Source organism: Bordetella holmesii (assembly GCF_020735985.1).
GTDB lineage: Bacteria > Pseudomonadota > Gammaproteobacteria > Burkholderiales > Burkholderiaceae_B > Bordetella > Bordetella holmesii.
The window spans coordinates 2,111,370-2,130,854 of sequence record NZ_CP085973.1; the positions used below are offsets into that span (position 1 = coordinate 2,111,370).

Below are 19,485 nucleotides of genomic sequence, written 5' to 3' on the forward strand. Positions count from 1 at the left end.
GACCCGCATGACTTCCATTGCTCAAGCCGCTTGGACGGCTTACGACACCCAGCTCGTCACCTACTGTGTTGTGGCCCTGCTGGCCATCGTGGTACTGATTAGCGCTCTGAGAATCGCACCATTTCTGGCCATTCTGCTTGGCGCCTTCGGGGTCGGCCTGGCCGTCGGCCTGCCGCTGGACAAACTGGGCCATAGCTTCAGCCAAGGCGCTGGCGGCATTCTGAGCGATGCCGGCCTGATCATCGCCCTGGGGGCAATGTTGGGGGCGCTGCTGGCCGAATCCGGTGGGGCGGACCGCATCGTCAACTCGCTGTTGGACAAGGCGCAGGGCCGGGCATTGCCCTGGGTGATGGCGGGCGTGGCCATGATCGTCGGTCTGCCGCTGTTCTTCGAGGTCGGGCTGGTGATGGTGGTGCCCATCATCTTTGTCATGGCTCGTCGCTCCGGCTTGCCGATTCTGGCGGTGGGCATCCCAGCCTTGGCGGGCATGACGACGCTGCACGCGCTGGTGCCCCCCCACCCCGGCCCGCTGATCGCGATCAGCGTCTTGCACGCCGACCTGGGCATGACCATGGCGCTGGGCCTGTTGACCGCCATTCCTGCCGTCATCCTCGCAGGCCCGATCTATGCCCGGTGGCTGGCACCACGCATGCCGGTCGCCGAGCCCGAGGAACTGGGCCAGCTGTTTACCAACAGCCGTGATGCGAACCGCCTGCCCAGCTTCGGCGTATCCCTCTTCATCATTCTGCTTCCGGTGGCGCTGATGCTGGGCCGCACGGTCGCGCGCATCAGCCTGACCAAGGACAGCTTGCCCTATGACGTGCTGGACTTCCTGGGCGAACCCATCGTGGCCTTGTCGGTGGCGGTACTGGCGGCCATTGTCCTGCTGGGCTGGGCACAAGGTACGAGCCGCGACGCCGTCGGCAAGACTCTGCGCCGCGCCTTGCCTCCGATCGCCGGACTGCTGCTCACGATCGGGGCAGGCGGCGGGCTGAAGCAGGTGCTTCTGAGCGCCGGCATGAGTGACACCATCAGCAAGATTGCCACCCAGAGCCAAATGCCCTTGCTTCTGCTGGCCTGGATCGTTGCCGTGGCGCTGCGCCAGGCCACCGGCTCGGCCACGGTCGCCACGACCACGACCGCTGGCATCATTGCACCACTGGCAGTCGGCCTGTCGACCACCCACGGCGCGCTGCTGGCACTGTCGATCGGCGCGGGCTCCGTCTTTTTCTGCCACGTCAACGATGCCGGATTCTGGATGGTCAAGGAGTATTTCGGCCTGACACTGAAACAGACCTTCGCGGTCTGGTCTGCCTTGCAGACCATTGTTTCGGTGGTTGGCCTGGCAGTGACGTTCGGGCTGTGGCAATTGCTCTGAGGCCGGAAATCGGCTGAAACAGTGCGCAAGGCCCGCCCTCGCCTGCCGTGCCGGGATTTGGCTATGCTGCACAGGTCGATGACACTGGAGGCAGCCGGCCATGATGCTGCACACCCCCATTGCCCGGGAATCCGATTTCGAGGGCCTGGCCATGCTCAGGCTCGCGGCCATACGTGCCAGCCTGCAAGCCCTGGGACGCTTTGATCCGCAGCGCTCCCACCAACGGCTACGCGCCGGCTTCATCCCGGCACTCACCCGGCACATCCTGGTCGACGGCGTACGCGCTGGCTTCTACATTCTCAATGATCGGCAGCCCGTCTGGCGGCTGACGCACTTCTACCTCGCCCCCGATTACAGTGGCCACGGAATAGGCTCACGTCTGCTGGCAGAACTTTGCGCGCGCGCGCGCACTCTGCGAGCCAGCATCGAATTGGCTGCACTGAAGGGCAGCCGTTCCAACGCGTTTTATCTGGCCCACGGCTTTGAAAAAATCGGCGAATCCCAATGGGATGTGGAGTACCGCTACCTGCCTTAACCGCCCTGAACCGGACCGAACACCAGCCTGGGGACCGCCTCGAGCAGCCGCTGGGTCAATTCGTGACCCGGCCGCTGCAACACCGTGGCAGCCTCATCGATCTCGACGATGCGCCCGCCTGCCATGACAGCAATGCGATCTGCCAGGTACTCGACGACTCCGAAGTTGTGAGTGATGAACAGATAGGCAATGCCGAGCTCGGCCTGGAGTTCGCGCAACAGGTCAAGGATCTGCGCCTGAACCGAGACATCCAGCGCGGACGTCGGTTCGTCGCAGATCAGCACACGCGGCTCCACGGCCAGCGCCCGCGCGATGGCGATGCGCTGCCGCTGTCCGCCAGAGAACTCGTGCGGGTAGCGCCGTACCGTGTCTGCAGGCAGGCCAACGCGTTGCAGCAGATCCTGGGCTCGGGCCTGCCACTGCGCGGCAGAAAGCTCCGGATGCAGCGACGCCACGCCTTCGTCGAGAATGTCGCCCACGCGCATACGCGGATCCAGCGAGGCATATGGATCCTGAAACACGATCTGGATCTCGCGCCGCAACGCTTGCATGGTCCGGCGGTCGGCAGTCAGCAGGTCTCGACCCGCCAGCAAAGCGCGGCCGGTGACGCGCGCGCCATCGATCAGCCGCAACAACGCCTTGCCGGTCGTGGTCTTGCCGCAACCCGACTCCCCCAGAAGCGCCAGCGTTTCGCCTTCCCGCAGCGAGAAGCTGACGCCGTCGGCCGCCTTGATCCATGACACCGGGCGGCGCAACACTCCCTCGCGCACCGGATAGTGCACCCGCAAATCCTGCACATCGAGCACGACCTGCCCGGGCGAAGCCGGCGATGGCCGGTTTGGCGCAGCGCCCAGCGCTGAGCCGACGGGCCGCACGGCCGACAGCGGGCGTCCGCGCTTCTCAAAGGTAGGAATAGCCTCGAACAACTGGCGCGCGTAAGGATGACGGGGAGCAGCGAAAAAGGTCGCGGCGTCGCCCGCCTCCACGATCTCTCCGCCGCGCATCAGAGCGACGTGATGCGCGGTCTGCCGCACGATGGCCAGGTCGTGCGTGATCAACAACACGGCCATGCCGATTTCGCGCTGGATATCGGCCAGTAACTCCAGCACCTGGGCCTGCACCGTCACATCCAAAGCTGTCGTGGGCTCGTCGGCGATCAGCAACCGGGGCTCGGCGGCCAGCGCAATAGCGATCATGATGCGCTGCTTCTGGCCGCCGGAAAACTGAAACGGATAGTCGTCGATGCGCCTGTCGGGTTCAGGGATGCCCACCCGCGTGAGCCACTCGATGGCTCGTCGTCTTGCGGCTGCCCCGCGCAAGGCCGTGTGCGCGATGAGGGTTTCGACGATCTGCTGCCCGATGCGCATGACCGGGTTAAGACTGGTGGCGGGCTCCTGGAAAATGATGCCGATCTGCCCGCCGCGCACATCGCGCATCTGACGCTCGCTCAGGCGGTTCAGATCCTGGGCCTGGAGATTGACTTGGCCACCCACGATGCGCCCCGCATCAGGCAGCAAACGCAGAAGAGCCAGCGCGGTCATGCTCTTGCCGCTGCCCGACTCACCCACCAGCGCGAATGTCTCGCCTCGCTCGATGGCAAAACTCAGGCGCTTGACGACGTGCGCCAGCCTGTCTTCGGAGGCGACGGCCACCTCCAGATCTTGAACATGAAGCAAGCTCATGGGGTGCCTCCGCTGACCGGCTTGAGTTTGAAACGGAAACGCCGGCTGCGAGGATCGAACGCGTCTCGCACGCCATCGGCAAACAAGTTGGCCGCCAGCACCAGCGCCAACAGAAAGACGAAGGCCGTCAGAAGATTCCACCAAATCATGGGGTCTCGCGACATCTCCAGTCGGGCCCCATCGATCATCGACCCAAAGGAGCTCATGCTCGGGTCGACGCCAATCCCGAGATACGAGAGCACGGCCTCATAAAGCACAAGCCCCGAAAACTCCAGCACGGCGGTGATCAACACAATGTGCATCACGTTAGGCAGCAGATGCCGCGCCATGATCCGCCAGTGCGATACACCGAATGCCCGTGCCGCCTGGATGTACTCCTGCTCGCGCAGCTTGAGCGTCTCGGCGCGCAGCAAGCGGCACAGTGCCGACCAGCCGGTCAGGCCGAGAATCATGCAAAGCAGAAACAGCCGGGCATCGGCACGCGCGGCCGACGTATTGAAGTACTCGGCGTGGTTTTCTATGTAGACCTGCATCATGAGCGAGCAGGCCGCCACCAGCAGCACGCCAGGAATCGAGGTCAACGTCGTATAGATGTACTGAATGACGTCATCGACCTTGCCTTTGAAATACCCCGCGGCAAGACCAAACACGATAGCCGGAGGCAGCATCGCCAGCGTGGTGAGCGTGCCTATCACCAGCGCAGTGCGTATGCTCTTGAGAGCCTGCCAGAGCACGTCATTGCCCGTGCGATCCGTACCCAGCACATGATATCCGGTAGACAGTGCGCCAATCGTCCCGGCCAGTACAACGATGCAGGCCAGCGTCATCAGCATGGCACGCCAGGGCACGACACTATTGCCGCGCAAGAGATCCGCAGCCCCCACCCTTGCGGCGCCGGTGCGCCGGCCCAGCCAGAAGGCCAGCGCACCGGCCAACAGCAGGGACACCGCCAGCCCGGCACCCAAGCCGCGCGCCAGCCGCAAGCGGATATCTGGCCACGACTCTGTTGCCGGATCCTGCAAATGCGCACCGCCATGCCGCAGCCGCGGGAAACCGCGGCTGACCGCCCCATCTTCGGCCACCATGCTCTCTTTGGAAAACTGATGCGACGCCAGGGGCGCGGAATAGGTTTTTTCCGGCTTGGCCAGCACCGATGGCGCCAACAGGCTATCGAGCAGCGACGTCACCACCGGCGCATAGGTCGGTGATGTCGCCGCCGTGGCGGCGGGCGCCGGCGGCAGGCGCAACTGAAAGTGCACCGAATCCAGCAGGCCGACGACGACAAAGCATGACAACACCACGGCCGAGCACATGGCCGGCGCATCGGCCGCCACTCTGCGCCAGGTCGCACGCAAAGCGGGGCTGCGCCGCACCCGGTATACATAGGCCAACACAGCCAGCACCATCAGATACAGAGCAACATCCGTCCAGAGGAATACGAAACGTGGCATGGCGGTCACTCGAATCGCACGCGGGGGTCGGCCAGCGTATAGGATATGTCGGCCAGAATGAGGCCGAGAATATAGAGCGCAGAGCCCAGAAACACCATGGCGCGCACGATGGAGAAGTCCTGCGCGCTGATGGCATCAATGGTGTAGCTGCCCAATCCGGGAATGCCGAAGAAGGACTCAGCGATCAGGCTGCCCATGAACAGCAGCGGAATGGCCGACACCGTGCTGGTCAGAATCGGCAACAAGGCATTGCGCAGCACATGTCGAAACAACACGACCGACTCCTTGAGCCCCTTGGCTCTTGCGGTACGCACATAGTCCTTGCCGATTTCCTCGAGAAAAATACTGCGATAGAAACGCGCCTCGGGCCCGAGGCGCGAGACAACCGCCACCAGGACCGGCAATGCCAGAAACTTGATACTGTCCAACCCGCCCGCATAGCCCGAATACGGCACGAGCTGCCAGAGTTTGGCAAACAGCCACTGCCCGGCAATGATGTAGAACAGGCTCGATATCGACAGAAGCACCACGCACAAGACCACACCCCAGAAGTCCAGCCGTGTCGCACGGAAAAACACCAGCGTCAGCGAAAACACGATACTGGCGAACAACCCGAGAAAGAACGACGGCAGCGCCAGCGCCAGGCTCGGCCACATGCGCGTTTTGATCTCTCGGCCGATGTCGCGGCCGGCGTCTGAAGCACCGAAATCCATGGTCAGCAGCGGCACGGAACGCTGATAGAACACCGTGTCGGTAAAGCGCTGCGCGCCGGCTTGCTGGTTATTGACGAACAGCGGCTTGTCGTAGCCGCGGTCAGCCTTCCATTTCTCGATGGCGTCCTGACTTGTCCGCTGCCCGCCGATCGCCAGCCGGGCCATGTCGTCAGGGGTGTTTACGGCGAAAAACAGCAGGAAGGTAAAGAGGTTGACACCGATGAGTATCAGCACCCCGTAGAGCAACCGGCGCAGCACATAACTGGTCATGATTGTCGCTCCCGGGTGCCGAAGGCCGTCTGGCGCTCGCGCCGCTTAAGGGTGATGTAGGAAGGGATAATGGCCAGGGCCAGAAGGAGTACCAGGACACCTAGCGGCCACCAGTGCGGAGAATTCCACTGGTCGGTCTTCTGGACTCGCAAGGCCGGATCGACCTTCATGTACTGCAAGGTATTGCGCACCATCTGCGTCGGTTTGGCGTTGCCCACCCATTGCTGGTAGGCGCCGCCCGACATGGGGAAGAACCCGAACATCCAGACGGCATCCCGCCGGACCACCTCGACCATGCGGGCAATGATGGCTTCTTTTTCAGGCCCGTCATCGAGGAATTTCATTTGCTCGAACAGGCGGTCGAACTCCGGGTTTTCGTAGTTGGCCGCGTTTTCTCCGCCGTTTTTGGCCTTGGCATTGGGCCCGTAGAGCAGAAACAGGAAGTTCTCCGCATCGGGATAGTCGGCGTTCCAGCCCCAGAGAAAAAGCTGGGCGCTGCCACGCCGCATCTTGTCCTGGAAACGGTTGTAGTCGGTAGAACGGATATCCATCTGAATGCCGATCTTGCCCAATTGCCGCCGCATCCAGTCGAATTGCGGGTTTGAGCCGGCGCCACTCATGGCATCGTAGTAAAGCACCAGCGGCGCCCCCGTCTCGGCGTTGCGTCCGTCCGGATAGCCGGCCTCCGCCAACAACCGGCGCGCCACGTCCAGTGATTTGCGCACCGGCTTGCCATCGACCAGATCGTAAACCTTGGGGTTATAGCCCTGCGGCAGCGGCTGGTATCCCAACACGCCCGGCGGCACCGGGCCATACGCCACGGCGGCCTGGCCGTTTTCAAAGATGTTGATGTACTCCTCCCAGTCAAAGGCAATGCTGATGGCCTGGCGCAGCTTGCGATTGCGCTCGGCCTGCTGGGGCGTGTCGCCCTTGCCTACGACCGGATCCAGCCAGTTAAAGCCCATATACCAGTTGGACGTCTCGACCGTGGTCGGCAGCCGGATGCCGCGTTCGCGGTACAGCGCGGCCTTGTCCTGAGAGTCTCCCGCGGCCACCAACATGGAAACCCCATACTCGCCGCGCTCGACCTGGGGCACATCGTAATAGCCCTGCAGAAACTTGCCGCTAAGCGGCAGGGCCTCTTTTTCGACGCTGAACACCACCTTGTCGATGAAGGGGGTGGGTTTGCCGCAATCGGCCAGCAACCCCGCTTCCTTGTCTCCGGGCTCGCCGTCGCAAGGATAGGCTTCGCCATGAAAATTGGGATTGCGGGCCAGCACGTGACGCCAATTGGGACGCGACTCGACCAGCATGTAGGGGCCCGTGCCCACCGGCCAGGTGTTGAGCGACAGGTCATGCTCGGCCATGCCGGGCTGGCTGTAGAAACGATCCGCCTCCCAGGGCACAGGTGCGGTAAACGTCATGGCCAGCCAATACTTGAACTGAGGGTACTTGCCCTTGACCCGTATGCGCAGCGTGTGATCATCAAGCGCCTGAACGCCATCGAAGCCGTCGGCCGGGCGTAGATCCAGCCAGGGAAGATCATGCTTGCCGGCCGCCAGTCCCTGGCGCTGCGCGCGATCGCGTTCGCGCAGGTGGTCGCCGTACTGCTGCATACCGACGACGTACTCCGCCATCAGCGAGTAGATGGGCGAGACGACTCTCGGGCTGGCCAGCCGGCGAAAGGCGTAGACGTAATCATGGGCCGTCAGCTCGCGGCTGCCTGTCTGCGCGAAGTCGGGAATGTAGAACTTGTCATCCAGCTCGCCTGCCGCCAGAGGATAGTAGGCGTAGCTGCCATCCTCCTTGCGCGCGAAAGACGGATGGGGCTGATAACGGATACCCGGGCGCAGCTTGATGTCATAAACACTTTCGGCGACACGATCGCCTGGCGTGTCATCCGGCAACGGCTGTCCTTGAGCATCCAGATAGACCGGATGCGAGATCTCGCTGGCCGCACGCGGGATAAGCTCGTAGGGCCGCTTGAGGTAGTGATACCCGTAGAGCGGCTCATAGATGTTATAGGTGTACGGCGTCTCGTCGGTCGAGTAGGAACTGGCCGGATCGAGATACTTCGGCGATCGCTTGACGAAGGCCGTATACAGCGTATTGTCGGCAAGCGCTCCGGACAGATAGGGGCTGTTGATCGGGCTTTCGCGCGAACAGCCCGCCAGAACGGCCACCATCGTGAAGAGGGCCAGCCCTCCGCGCAGCAAGCTGCCTGATATGCGTTGCAATGTCATCAAAACGTATCCCGTTTTCTGCGCCAGAAGAATAGCAAACACGGATCAAATACCCTACCAAGACCGGGCCGCTTTTCCCTGGCCGCTAGTCTTGGTCAGCAGCGCTTTTCTTTCCAGCAGTCGTAACGCCATTTCCAGGGTTCCATGGCACCTCCCTCGGCCCACAGGCCCAGGCGCGCCTCGCGCGCCCGGCGCTGCAGTTCGGGCATGGCCTTATCCCGGAGGTAATCCCCGCGCCTGGCGGTATAGGCCCAGGCGTTGCCCGCGGCGACCTGCTCCCGATTGACCGAGCGACCGTCGGGCAGCATCAGCGCGCATAGGTCGCGGCCGTATTGATCTTTCTCGTAACACTGCGCCGTCAGGTTCTTGCCCGTCACTAGGGCGGCGAGGTGCTGCCGCGAAGCTTCGGCATAAGGCTGCCCCGGTTCGTCGCGTCCATGACCGGCTTCAGGCGCATCGATGCTGTCGAGCCGGATACGCCGTTGGCCGCCGGCCGACCGCAGCGTGACCGTATCGCCATCGGCCACACTGACTACCGTGCCGTGTATCTCATAGCTGGCCACCGGCAACCCTGCCCCGGCACCCGCAGGGCCCGGCGTGGCAGGACGGCTGTGATCCACCTGGAACCAGGCCACCACCGCTCCCACCGCCAAGGCCGCAGCGAGGCTGGCCATGCGCCGCCCCAGCCGGCGCGCGGCGCGATTGGAAAAGCCGGTGTGGGGCAAGGCTACCTCGCTCGATGAGCCGGCTCAGAGCCAGCCTGACTTTCGGAACCGCCAATACAGAACGGCGCAAATTGTAACTATCACGCTCAAAGTGATTGGATAGCCCCAGTGGGCTTTGAGTTCCGGCATGTATTCAAAATTCATGCCGTAGATGCCGGCCACGGCAGTCGGCACCGCCAGAATGGCCGCCCATGACGTCAATTTCCGGGTCGTGTCGTTCTGTTGGCCTTGCCCGATCATGAGGCTGGCTTCGAAAGCGAAGGCCAATGCTTCGCGCAAGGCATTGATGAGCTCATCGACACGCACGACCCGGTCGGCAACCTCCGCGAAATAAGGTCTGGCCTGTGCATCGATGGCCGACATTTCGACCCGCGCCAGACGCCGGCAGATCTCGGCCATGGGCGCGATGGCGTTGTGGATACGCAAGAGATCTCGCCGCTGCCGATACAGCTTGCGGATGTCGGCGTCCTTGGCGCCTCGTATGAGCAGCTTCTGTTCGGCATGCTCGACCACGCTCTCGAGCTGGCCGGCTGCCGCCACATAGCGATCCACCAGCAGGTCGAGCAGTTCGGAGGTGATGTAGTCGCTGCCGCGTTTGAGCAAGTCCGGGGCGGACTCCAGCCGCTCTCGCAGCGTGCTGTGCGTGGACAACGCGCTGCGACGCACGGTGACCAGAAACCCCTCACCCACCAGATACTGGGTTTCGCCGAACACAGGCCGGCCGGCATCGATCTCCACGGTAATGGCCACGATGAGAACCATATTTCCGTAGTCGATGATCTTGGGCCGCCGATGCGTCTCGATCATTTTTTCGCGATTTTTGACGCTGGCGCCAAGTGCGTCGACCACCTGAGTGATGCACTCCACCGTCGGGTTGCGCAGCCCTATCCAGAGCATGCCCTTGTCGCCACCGACGTAGTCGCCCACCTCGGCAATGGGCACTTCGCGTGAGCGCCGGCCATTGATATAGGCGACCGATGCGACGACCTGGTTGACGGGCGGCTCGGCGGCCGTGGACTCCTGAGCCATGCGCTCTCCCTTGTGACCGAAGGCCGGCAACGCCCGGCCATCGGGCATGATAGCTCAGGAGAACAGCTTGCGTAGACGTTGACCGACGTCGATCACAGGAGCGCCCGAAGCGGCCTGCAGGCCCGCCGAACGTCCGAAGGGAAGCTCGGGCGGCTTGGGCAGATGCTCAAAAAGAGGCATGAGCGCATCGGGCAGAAACCGTGTGCGGGCAGCATACACATGTCGGTCGCCCAGTCCGCTTTGTTGATGCACATAAAACCGCTGCGGCACAATGACCTGCAGCCGCTCCTGCGCCCGGGTCATGGCCACATACAGCAGCCGCCGCTCTTCCTCGATTTCGTCGCTGCTGTCGGTAGCCATATCGGAAGGAATGCAACCGTCGACGGCATTGAGTACGTAGACCGTCTTCCATTCCTGGCCCTTGGCCGAGTGAATAGTGGAAAGAATCATGTAATCCTCATCCCGCAAAGGCGTCCCCGACTCGCCGCTGGTGGCGGAGGGAGGATCCAACGTCAGCTCGGTCAGAAACCGCTCGCGCGAAGGATAGCCGCCGGCCAGACGCGCCAGTTGCTCCAGATCGGTCTTGCGCACGGCGGCATCGTCATACAGCGTCTCTAGCAAAGGCGCATACCAGGTCAGAGCCAATTCCACGTCCGCCGGCCAGCGCACCTGGGACGCACGCAACTCGCCCAGGACACGGACAAGCCCGTCCCATTGCGGCCCGGCCACAGGGGGCTTGAAGGCCTGCAGACACGCTTGAGGATCCGCCGCAGCGGCCATGGCATCCATCAATTTTCCGGCCGTGGCCGGGCCGATACCGGCGACTAATTGCGCCACACGAAAGCCGGCCAGGCGCGAACGGGGGTTCTCGGCCCAGCGCAACACCGACATCAGATCCTTGATGTGCGCGGCCTCCAGAAAGCGTAACCCCCCGAACTTCACGAACGGAATGTTGCGCCGGGTCAATTCGAGTTCGAGCGCAGCGCTGTGGCTGGCTGTGCGGAAAAGCGCGGCCTGCGACGTCAGCCGGGCGCCCTCTTCCCGTTGCGCCAACACCTGGTCGGCGATCCAGCGCGCCTGCCCCGCCTCATCGCTGACGTTGACCAGTTGCGGCTTCTGCTGCGAGGCCCGGTCGGTCCACAATGCCTTGGCATAGCGCTCTTTGGCCTGGGCGATCATCGCGTTGGAAGCATCCAGTATGGGCTGAGTGCTGCGGTAATTGCGCTCCAGGGTCACCACATGCGCCTGGAACTGCTGCGGAAAATCCAGAATATTGCGCACGGTCGCTGCCCGAAAGGCGTAGATGGATTGCGCATCGTCGCCGACCACGGTCAGGCCACGCCCATCGGGTTTGAGGGCGTGCAGAATTCCGGCCTGCAGGCGATTGGTATCCTGGTACTCGTCGACCAGCACATGATCGAAACGCCCCGACAGGTCCGCGGCAATGCCGGGGTCGGCCATCATCTCGGCCCAATAAAGCAGCAGATCGTCGTAATCCAGAATCTGCTGGTCCTGCTTGGCGGCCATATACGCCTGAAACAGCCGTTTGAGTTCTGCTTCCCATTGGGCGCACCACGGAAACGTACTGGCCAGTACGTCGGCCAGCGGCTCCTGGCTGTTTACGACCCGGGAGTAGATGCTCAGGCAGGTGCCTTTCAGGGGAAAACGCGTCTGCGTGGCGGTCAGTCCCAACTCGTGACGCAGCAAGCCTATGAGGTCCTCGGCGTCGCCCCGGTCATGAACCGTGAAGGACTCGGACAGCCCGATACGATGGGCACAGTCGCGCAACAGGCGCGCACCGATGCTGTGAAAGGTTCCGGCCCACGGCAGCGACGCAGGCTGCTGGGCAGACCCCATGCGCAATACCTTGCGCAACACAGAGCCGACCCGGCGGTCCATTTCCTGTGCGGCACGGCGCGAAAACGTCAGCAGCAACAGGCGCTGTGGATCGGCGCCGTTGAGCAACAGGTGGGCGACGCGGTGCGCCAGGGTATTGGTTTTTCCGGAACCGGCGCCGGCAATCACGAGCAACGCTTGCCCGGGCGCAGCACCGGCGGCCACCCCAAAGGTGGCAGCCTCGCGCTGTTGCGCATTGAGTTCGGCCAGCGGATCGGTGGGGCAAGAAGAGTTGGAACTGTCGGACGCCATAGTCAAAACACTGTATATTTATCCAGAATATACCGCGTTCACCACATGAGTACCCTTATTGGCACGGCCTCCTGGACCGACCCTACCTTGTTGGCCTGCGGCCGGTTCTATCCGCCCCAGGCGCGAAACCCTGAATCACGGCTGCGCTTTTATGCCACACGCTTTGGCCTGGTCGAGGCCGACGCTGCCTACTACGCATTACCCAGCGCGAGCGTGACGCAACGCTGGGCCGAGCGCACGCCGCCCGGCTTCGTCTTCAACATCAAGGCTTTCCGGCTTTTTACCGGCCACCAGACACCCAAACGCGCCCTGCCGGCCGCGTTGCTGCGCGACATGGGCTGGGACCCCCACGATCCTCGGCCGTGTTTCGACAACGAGGTCGCGCCCGAATGGCGCGACGAACTATGGCGGCAGTATCTGATCGCGCTAGAGCCCTTGCGCATGGCCGGCAAACTGGGCCTGGTGCACTGCCAGTTTCCGCCCTGGATTCAGGCGGGCAAGCGGGCAATGGCGCAGATCGAGACGTGCGCGCGCCACCTCGACGAACTCGACGCTTCCATCGAGTTGCGGCACCGAAGCTGGTTTGCCGACCCCGCGGCCACCCGCTGCACGCTGGACATGCTGCGCGAGCGGCGCCTGATCCACACCGTGGCCGACACGCCGCAAGGCTTGGACAACAGCGTGCCCGCGGTGTGGGCAAGCACGAATACAGATCTGGCTTTGGTCCGGCTGCATGGCCGCAATGCACAGACCTGGAATGCCGCGGGCAAAGCCTCTTCCAGCCGCTTTCAATATGAGTACAGCGAAGCCGAGCTCAGCGAGCTGGCTGACGGCATCGCGCGCCTGCAGGCCCGCCGCGTGCATGTCGTGCTCAACACCAACTACCAGGATCAGGGCGTCAATAACGCAGCCAGGCTGTTGCGCGCACTGCGTTAAGGCTTGCGGCACTGGCGGGCCCGCAGACGTGCCAGGCTCGCCATCAGTGATCGCTGCGACGGCTCAACGCCGGCCTCGCCGCGCCACTTCGGCCAGGCTGTCCAGAATTACCTCGAATTTACGGGCAATCTGGCTTTCGGGCACACAGGCGTAACCCAGCAACAGGCCCTGCCGCGCAGGCTCGGTTCCAGTGTAGTAACGCGACAGGGGGCGGGTCAGCACGCCCCGCGCACGCGCTACGTCCACCACGACGGTGTCATCCAGATCGTCCGGCAGCGTCAGCACCAGATGCAAGCCGGCATCGCTGGAATCGCGGTGCAGCCAGCCGGCGCCAAGTCGGCGTTCGATGAGATTGGTCAATATGGCGCGGCGACGGCCATACAGCATGCGCATGCGGCGGATATGTGCCGAATAATGGCCATCGGCAATGAACGTCGCAAGCGCGGCGTGCATCATCAGATGCCCTTCGCGATACAGTTCCGCGTGCCCCGCTTGAAACGGTGCTGCCAGATTCTTGGGTAACACCAGGTAGCCCACCCGCAGGCCGGGATACAGCGTCTTGCTGAACGTGCCCAGATAAATGACCGGCGCGTCAGGCTCGAGCCCCTGCAGTGAAGAAATGGGCCGGCCCGAAAAGCGGAACTCGCTGTCGTAATCATCTTCGATGATCCAGCTGCCCCAGCGCCTGGCAAGCGCCAACAGTTGACGGCGGCGAGCCAGCGACATGACCGTGCCGAGCGGATACTAGTGCGAAGGTGTTACAAAAATGAATCGCGGGGGTGTGCCCACCTCCTCGGCCGCGGCGGGCAGCAACATGCCCTCTTCATCGACGGGCTGCGGCTCGACACGGATGCCGTTGGCGCTGAGCACTGTCCGTGCGCCCCAATAACCCGGGTTCTCGATCCAGGCAATGTCGCCACTGGCGCCAAGCATGCGGGTAGCCAGATCGATGGCCTGATGGGACCCCTCCGTGATGATGATCTGCTCGGGATCGCAATCGACGGAGCGGGTCAGCCCCAGATGCTCGGCCAGCGCCTCGCGCAACGCCGGCAGGCCGCCGCCATAGGAGTAAGTCAGCAACTCTGGCGCAGGATTGCGCCAGAGTGCGCTCTGAATCCGGCCGAACTTGCGATGGGGAAACTCCTTGACATCCGGCACCCCGGGCATGAACGCTCCCCATTGAAAGGGCGACGCGGAGGCTCGATCCACGATATGCGCGCCTCAGTCGGACAACACGGGACCGGATGGACCATTGGCTTGATGCCGCCGCGATCGTCCTGTGGCCAGATGGGCATCGGGCACACTTGCCGTTACAAAAGTGCCATTGCCTTGTCGGCTGCGGGTATAGCCTTCGGCCTGCAACTGCGCGTATACATGAACCACGGTATTGCGGGCGATACTCAGCTCGGCTGCCAAATCCCGGGTCGCAGGCAGCCGAGTATCCCCGGGCAACGTACCGTCCAGGATGGCCTCGCGGATCGCGCGATACAGGCGCTGATTCATGGGCCCGTCGGAAGCGTCTCCCAAGCGCAGTAGCAACAAGTCGCCGACGATGGACCTCAATTGGTTCTACCTAATATGTAAAAGTGGTTCTTACAGATAGGGCCATCTTAGCATTAAAGTAGTAGGGTGACGCCGCTGGCGATGACCCGCCGGGCCTGTCTTTCGCCGCGCAGCGGCTGACTATTGCCAACTCGAGACTTTGATGAAAAACCGTGATCTGAATACCCGCCGCGCCCTGGCCACGCCCCGTGGCGTGGGAGTCATGTGCGACTTCTATGCCGTGCGCGCTGAAAACGCCACACTCTGGGACGCTGAAGGCAAGGAATACATCGACTTCGCAGGCGGCATTGCCGTGCTGAACACCGGGCACCGCCATCCCAAGGTCATGGCTGCCGTGGCCGCACAGCTGGATAACTTCACCCACACCGCCTACCAGATCGTGCCTTACGAGGGCTATGTCGCCCTTGCTGAACGCATCAATGCTCTGGCTCCCATCGACGGGCTCAAGAAGAGCGCCTTCTTCACCACGGGCGTCGAAGCCGTCGAAAACGCCGTCAAGATCGCGCGCGCCGCCACGGGCCGTTCGGGCGTGATTGCCTTCTCCGGTTCCTTCCACGGCCGCACCCACCTCGGTATGGCGTTGACCGGCAAGGTCGCCCCCTACAAGCTGGCCTTCGGTGCGATGCCGGCCGACATCTACCACATCCCCTTCCCCAACAAGACGCAGGACATCTCGGTCGCCGACTCGCTGAAGTCACTGGACCTGCTCTTCAAGGTCGACATCGATCCCAAGCGCGTGGCGGCGATCATCCTCGAGCCGGTGCAGGGTGAAGGCGGTTTCAACGTAACCCCGCCCGAACTCATGGTCGCACTGCGCAAGCTTTGCGATGAGCATGGCATCTTGCTGATCGCCGACGAAGTGCAGACCGGTTTTGCCCGTACCGGCAAGCTGTTCGCCATGGAGCACCATTCGGTGCAGGCTGACATCATCACCATGGCCAAGAGCCTGGGCGGCGGCATGCCGATCTCCGGCGTCGTGGGGCGTGCCGACGTCATGGACGGCCCGGCTGCCGGTGGTCTGGGCGGCACGTATGCCGGCAACCCGTTGGCCGTGGCCGCGTCGCTGGCGGTGCTGGACGTGATTGCAGAAGAAAAACTGTGCGAACGCTCCCAGGCACTGGGTCAACGCCTGATGGACCGCCTCAACGGACTGCGCGGCAAGGTCCCGGCCATCGCGGATGTGCGCGGCCTGGGCTCCATGGTCGCGCTTGAACTGCATGATCCGGCCACCGGCAAACCGGATGCCGAGGCCGTCAAACGTGTCCAGCAAAAAGCCATCGAGAAAGGCCTGCTCTTGCTGAGCTGCGGCGTGTATGGCAACGTGTTGCGCTTCCTGTACCCGTTGACGATTCCCGATGCCCAGTTCGATCGTGCGCTGGACATCCTGACCGAAGCCCTGACCGCCTGAAATCTGGCTGTCTGATCCACGCGCGGGGTGGTGATCCACCCCGCGCGTGTCCATTCAGAAGGAAATACCTATGTCCTTGACCAAGACCCTGAGCCGTCCCGACCTGCTGCGCGACGCCTGCTTCATCGACGGCAAGTGGGTGGCCGCCACCGGGGCCAGCATTCCCGTCGATAACCCCGCCACCGGCAAGACCATCGTCTCGGTGCCCAAGCTGGGCCGCAAAGAGGCCGAAGCGGCCATTGCCAGTGCAGAAAAGGCGCTACCGGGTTGGGCTGCCAAGACCGGCAAGGAGCGCGGCGCCATTTTGCTCAAGTGGGCCAATCTCATGATGCAGCACCAGCAGGATCTGGCGACCATCATGACCTCCGAGCAGGGCAAGCCCCTGCCCGAGGCCGCCGGCGAAATCGCCTATGCCGCCTCGTTCCTGGAGTGGTTCGGCGAAGAAGCCAAGCGCATCGACGGTGATGTGCTGCAAAGCCCCAAGGCAGGCCAGCGCATCATGGTGCTCAAGCAGCCCATTGGCGTGACGGCCGCGATCACGCCCTGGAACTTCCCCGCCGCCATGATCACCCGCAAGGTGGGCCCGGCTCTGGCCGCGGGCTGCCCCATGGTCGTCAAACCCGCCCAGCAGACGCCGCTGACGGCACTGGCCTTGGCCGTGCTGGCCGAAGAGGCAGGCGTGCCAGCCGGCGTCTTCCATGTGATCACTGGCAGCTCGCGCGAAATCGGTGCGGCGCTGTGCGAAAGCGATGTGGTGCGCAAGCTCAGCTTCACAGGCTCGACCGAAGTCGGCCGCACCCTGATGGAACAGTGCGCACCGACCATCAAGAAGCTGTCGCTCGAACTGGGTGGCAACGCCCCTTTCATCGTCTTCGACGATGCCGACCTGGACCGTGCCGTCGATGGCATCCTGGCATCGAAGTACCGCAATGCCGGCCAGACCTGCGTCTGCGCCAACCGTATCTATATCCAGTCTGGCGTCTACGAAGAGGTCACCAAACGCCTGATCGCCAAGGTCCAGGCCATGAAGGTTGGCGACGGCTTCGACAAAGGCGTCACCCAGGGTCCGCTGATCGATGACGCCGCGGTGACCAAGGTCAAGGAACACATCGAGGATGCGGTGGGCAAGGGTGCCAAGGTGGTCGCTGGCGGCAAGGCTCATGCGCTGGGCGGCAACTTCTTCGAACCGACCGTAGTGCGCGATGTGACGCAATCCATGCTCTTTGCCGCCGAAGAAACCTTCGGCCCGGTAGCGCCGCTGTTCAAGTTCGAGACCGAAGAAGAAGTCATCAAGTACTCCAATGACACGATCTTCGGCCTGGCCGCCTATTTCTTCACGCGGGACTACGCACGCATCTGGCGTGTCTCCGAATCGCTGGAGTACGGCATCGTCGGCATCAACACCGGCCTGATCTCCAATGAAGTCGGTCCTTTCGGTGGCGTCAAGCAATCCGGTTTGGGCCGTGAAGGCTCCAAGTACGGCATCGAGGACTACCTCGAGCTCAAGTATCTCTGCGTGGATCTGGGTGCCTGAGCCCAGGCCCTGAGATCGAGCCGGCGCCTTCGTGGCGCCGGTTTTTTTGCCTGGGCGCGCCGCGGATTGTCCGGGCGCGGCCCGCGTCCCTCTGGCAGGCCTGCACGGTTTCTTTCGTCGCGGCGCCACACCGGCGTGCTAGATTCACACCTTATCCGCACCCGCACCGAACACCATGAGCCGCACACTGACCCGCGACGATCTGCGTCGCATCATGGCCATTCTGGCCGAGGCCACGCAGGTCGAGATCCTGCCGCGTTTTCGCAACCTGCCCGTGCAGGCCGTGCGGGGCAAGACGTCGCCGCGCGACCTGGTCACCGATGCCGACGAAGGCGCCGAACGCTTGATCTGCGCCCGCCTGGCAAAAATGTTCCCCGGGGCGGTGCTCATCGGAGAGGAAGCCAGCACGCTGAACCCGGCGTTGCTGAATATGCTGGTCGATGCGGATCTGGCGTTTCTCATCGACCCTATCGACGGGACACGCAATTATGTCGCAGGCCTGCCGCTGTTCGGCATGATGGTGGCAGCCTGCCACAAGGGTGATGTGATGGCCGGGATCATTTACGACCCCATCAATCGCGACGCGGCCATGGCCATACGCGGCGAAGGCGCCTGGTTCGAACACGAAAATGGCAGCCAGGAAGTCATGAAGGTCGCGCAGCCCGCGCCAACTGAAGACATGGATGGCATCATCGCCACGGGTTCGCTACCCGCCTCCCTGCGCCAGAAGGTCAATGGCAACCTGGCCCAACTGGCCAGCACGGCCTATTTGCGTTGCGCCGCGCACGAATACCGCATGGCCGCCTCGGGCCACGTCCATCTGCTCTTCTACAACAAACTCATGCCCTGGGACCATGCCGCAGGCTGGCTGCTGCATCGCGAAGCAGGCGGTTATTCCGCCCACTTCGACGGCAGCCCTTACAAGCCAACTCACCGCAGCGGTGGGCTGCTGTATGCGCCCGATGCAGGCAGTTGGCATGCCGCGCACCATCTGCTGTTCGGCAGCGACGAACCGCTGCTGGATCACCCTGCGACTACCCCTGCTGGCTGAACAGCGCCGCCAGCACCTGGTCACAGGGCTGGCGGATCTTAAGCGCCAGCAGACCATCGGCCCGGGTGCGGCCCAGATTGATGGCAGCGACCGGTTTGCCCTCGCGCGCGGCAGCCTGCACGTAACGAAACCCGGAGTGCACCATCAGCGAAGATCCCACCACCAGCACGGCATCTGACTCGGCCAGACCCGCATAGGTGCGTTCGGTACGCGCGCCAGGCACCAATTCACCAAAAAAAACCACGTCGGGCTTGACGATGCCGCCGCAGCGCGGACAGGCGGGCACCGTGAAAAAACTGAAATCCACGCCATCCAGATCAGCGTCGCCATCGGGTGCATCCTCGGCATCGAGAAACACCCAGGCGGGATTCATCGCTTCGAGCTGGTCCTGCCAGGCCTTGCGCGGCCCCGTCCAATCGCAGCGCGTACACCGCACCTCATCCAGGCGCCCGTGCAGATCCACCACGGCGCGGCTACCGGCGGCCTGATGCAGTCCATCGACGTTCTGCGTGACCAACAACGCGATATGCCCTTCGGCCTCGAGCCGCGCCAACGCCCTATGTGCCGCGTTGGGCTTGACCGAGCCGAAACGGCGCCACCCTATCATTCCCCGAGCCCAATACCGCGCACGCGCCAGATCGGTGCCCATGAAGGTCTGAAAATCGATGGGCGGCTTGCGCTTCCACTGGCCCTGTCCGTCGCGATAGTCCGGTATGCCCGAAGGGGTACTGCACCCGGCGCCGGTCAAGACGAACAGACGCCCGTGGCCGGCGACAAAAGCCCGCAAGGCGTCTCGCTGACTTGACAGCACATCCATGC

14 protein-coding genes and 1 pseudogene are annotated in these 19,485 nt (G+C 63.2%); 6 read left to right on the forward strand and 9 right to left on the reverse strand.

All coding sequences use genetic code 11. From position 1 onward, the window contains the following. Positions 1-7 precede the first annotated feature (7 nt). Positions 8-1,378: a GntT/GntP/DsdX family permease gene (locus LK440_RS10165; protein ID WP_005013040.1), complete on the forward strand. Its 1,371-nt coding sequence runs from the start codon at positions 8-10 to the stop codon at positions 1,376-1,378. A 100-nt stretch (positions 1,379-1,478) separates the two neighbouring features. After that, entirely contained in the window at positions 1,479-1,913 is a 435-nt protein-coding gene (locus LK440_RS10170) for a GNAT family N-acetyltransferase (RefSeq protein WP_005013038.1), read from the forward strand. Here LK440_RS10170 and LK440_RS10175 read toward each other — a convergent pair. The 7 genes from LK440_RS10175 to LK440_RS10205 all read right to left on the reverse strand — a co-directional run bounded on the left by LK440_RS10175 (position 1,910) and on the right by LK440_RS10205 (position 12,174). After that, a complete protein-coding gene (locus LK440_RS10175) occupies positions 1,910-3,595 on the reverse strand; it encodes an ABC transporter ATP-binding protein (RefSeq protein ID WP_005013037.1) in 1,686 nt (561 codons plus the stop codon). The two genes, LK440_RS10170 and LK440_RS10175, sit on opposite strands and share 4 nt — an antisense overlap. Next, positions 3,592-5,046, reverse strand: coding sequence for an ABC transporter permease (locus LK440_RS10180; protein ID WP_025341383.1), 1,455 nt, complete (start codon positions 5,044-5,046; stop codon positions 3,592-3,594). The genes LK440_RS10175 and LK440_RS10180 overlap by 4 nt, the downstream gene beginning before the upstream one ends. Positions 5,047-5,051: 5 nt before the next feature. After that, positions 5,052-6,029: an ABC transporter permease gene (locus tag LK440_RS10185; protein ID WP_005013033.1), complete on the reverse strand. Its 978-nt coding sequence runs from the start codon at positions 6,027-6,029 to the stop codon at positions 5,052-5,054. Next, entirely contained in the window at positions 6,026-8,215 is a 2,190-nt protein-coding gene (locus tag LK440_RS10190; protein WP_370510765.1) for an ABC transporter substrate-binding protein, read from the reverse strand. The genes LK440_RS10185 and LK440_RS10190 overlap by 4 nt, the downstream gene beginning before the upstream one ends. 152 nt (positions 8,216-8,367) lie before the next feature. Further along, on the reverse strand, positions 8,368-8,946 hold the full coding sequence (locus LK440_RS10195; RefSeq protein ID WP_169510535.1) for a thermonuclease family protein: 579 nt from the start codon (positions 8,944-8,946) through the stop codon (positions 8,368-8,370). Positions 8,947-9,021: 75 nt separating this feature from the next. Further along, positions 9,022-10,026, reverse strand: a complete 1,005-nt coding sequence (locus LK440_RS10200; RefSeq protein WP_017685630.1) for a magnesium and cobalt transport protein CorA — start codon at positions 10,024-10,026, stop codon at positions 9,022-9,024. A gap of 54 nt (positions 10,027-10,080) precedes the next feature. Beyond that, positions 10,081-12,174: an ATP-dependent helicase gene (locus LK440_RS10205; RefSeq protein ID WP_005013017.1), complete on the reverse strand. Its 2,094-nt coding sequence runs from the start codon at positions 12,172-12,174 to the stop codon at positions 10,081-10,083. A gap of 45 nt (positions 12,175-12,219) precedes the next feature. Between LK440_RS10205 and LK440_RS10210 the strand changes: the two genes are divergently transcribed. Beyond that, positions 12,220-13,110: a DUF72 domain-containing protein gene (locus LK440_RS10210; RefSeq protein ID WP_005013013.1), complete on the forward strand. Its 891-nt coding sequence runs from the start codon at positions 12,220-12,222 to the stop codon at positions 13,108-13,110. Positions 13,111-13,173: 63 nt separating this feature from the next. Here LK440_RS10210 and pdxR read toward each other — a convergent pair. After that, positions 13,174-14,673 (reverse strand): annotated as a pseudogene (pdxR, locus tag LK440_RS10215) (MocR-like pyridoxine biosynthesis transcription factor PdxR). Positions 14,674-14,815: 142 nt separating this feature from the next. On the opposite strand from pdxR, the gene LK440_RS10220 reads away from it, so the two are divergent. From LK440_RS10220 to LK440_RS10230, 3 genes are all read left to right on the forward strand, one after another. Further along, positions 14,816-16,081, forward strand: coding sequence for a 4-aminobutyrate--2-oxoglutarate transaminase (locus LK440_RS10220; RefSeq protein ID WP_005013011.1), 1,266 nt, complete (start codon positions 14,816-14,818; stop codon positions 16,079-16,081). A 70-nt stretch (positions 16,082-16,151) separates the two neighbouring features. Next, entirely contained in the window at positions 16,152-17,615 is a 1,464-nt protein-coding gene (locus LK440_RS10225) for an NAD-dependent succinate-semialdehyde dehydrogenase (protein ID WP_005013009.1), read from the forward strand. Positions 17,616-17,790: 175 nt separating this feature from the next. Continuing rightward, entirely contained in the window at positions 17,791-18,666 is an 876-nt protein-coding gene (locus LK440_RS10230) for an inositol monophosphatase family protein (RefSeq protein WP_005013007.1), read from the forward strand. On the opposite strand, the gene LK440_RS10235 is transcribed toward LK440_RS10230, so the two are convergent. Continuing rightward, positions 18,650-19,483: an NAD-dependent protein deacetylase gene (locus tag LK440_RS10235; protein ID WP_005013005.1), complete on the reverse strand. Its 834-nt coding sequence runs from the start codon at positions 19,481-19,483 to the stop codon at positions 18,650-18,652. The genes LK440_RS10230 and LK440_RS10235 overlap by 17 nt on opposite strands. Positions 19,484-19,485 lie beyond the last annotated feature (2 nt).

Excerpts from the sequence above, each read along its gene's own strand:
- LK440_RS10175 (WP_005013037.1), bottom strand. The coding sequence starts at position 3,595 with ATGAGCTTGCTTCATGTTCAAGATCTGGAGGTGGCCGTCGCCTCCGAA.
- LK440_RS10165 (WP_005013040.1), top strand. The coding sequence starts at position 8 with ATGACTTCCATTGCTCAAGCCGCTTGGACGGCTTACGACACCCAGCTC.
- LK440_RS10200 (WP_017685630.1), bottom strand. The coding sequence starts at position 10,026 with ATGGCTCAGGAGTCCACGGCCGCCGAGCCGCCCGTCAACCAGGTCGTC.
- LK440_RS10235 (WP_005013005.1), bottom strand. The coding sequence starts at position 19,483 with ATGGATGTGCTGTCAAGTCAGCGAGACGCCTTGCGGGCTTTTGTCGCC.
- LK440_RS10195 (WP_169510535.1), bottom strand. The coding sequence starts at position 8,946 with ATGGCCAGCCTCGCTGCGGCCTTGGCGGTGGGAGCGGTGGTGGCCTGG.
- LK440_RS10225 (WP_005013009.1), top strand. The coding sequence starts at position 16,152 with ATGTCCTTGACCAAGACCCTGAGCCGTCCCGACCTGCTGCGCGACGCC.
- LK440_RS10205 (WP_005013017.1), bottom strand. The coding sequence starts at position 12,174 with ATGGCGTCCGACAGTTCCAACTCTTCTTGCCCCACCGATCCGCTGGCC.
- LK440_RS10170 (WP_005013038.1), top strand. The coding sequence starts at position 1,479 with ATGATGCTGCACACCCCCATTGCCCGGGAATCCGATTTCGAGGGCCTG.
- LK440_RS10180 (WP_025341383.1), bottom strand. The coding sequence starts at position 5,046 with ATGCCACGTTTCGTATTCCTCTGGACGGATGTTGCTCTGTATCTGATG.
- LK440_RS10210 (WP_005013013.1), top strand. The coding sequence starts at position 12,220 with ATGAGTACCCTTATTGGCACGGCCTCCTGGACCGACCCTACCTTGTTG.
- LK440_RS10230 (WP_005013007.1), top strand. The coding sequence starts at position 17,791 with ATGAGCCGCACACTGACCCGCGACGATCTGCGTCGCATCATGGCCATT.
- LK440_RS10190 (WP_370510765.1), bottom strand. The coding sequence starts at position 8,215 with ATGGTGGCCGTTCTGGCGGGCTGTTCGCGCGAAAGCCCGATCAACAGC.
- LK440_RS10185 (WP_005013033.1), bottom strand. The coding sequence starts at position 6,029 with ATGACCAGTTATGTGCTGCGCCGGTTGCTCTACGGGGTGCTGATACTC.
- LK440_RS10220 (WP_005013011.1), top strand. The coding sequence starts at position 14,816 with ATGAAAAACCGTGATCTGAATACCCGCCGCGCCCTGGCCACGCCCCGT.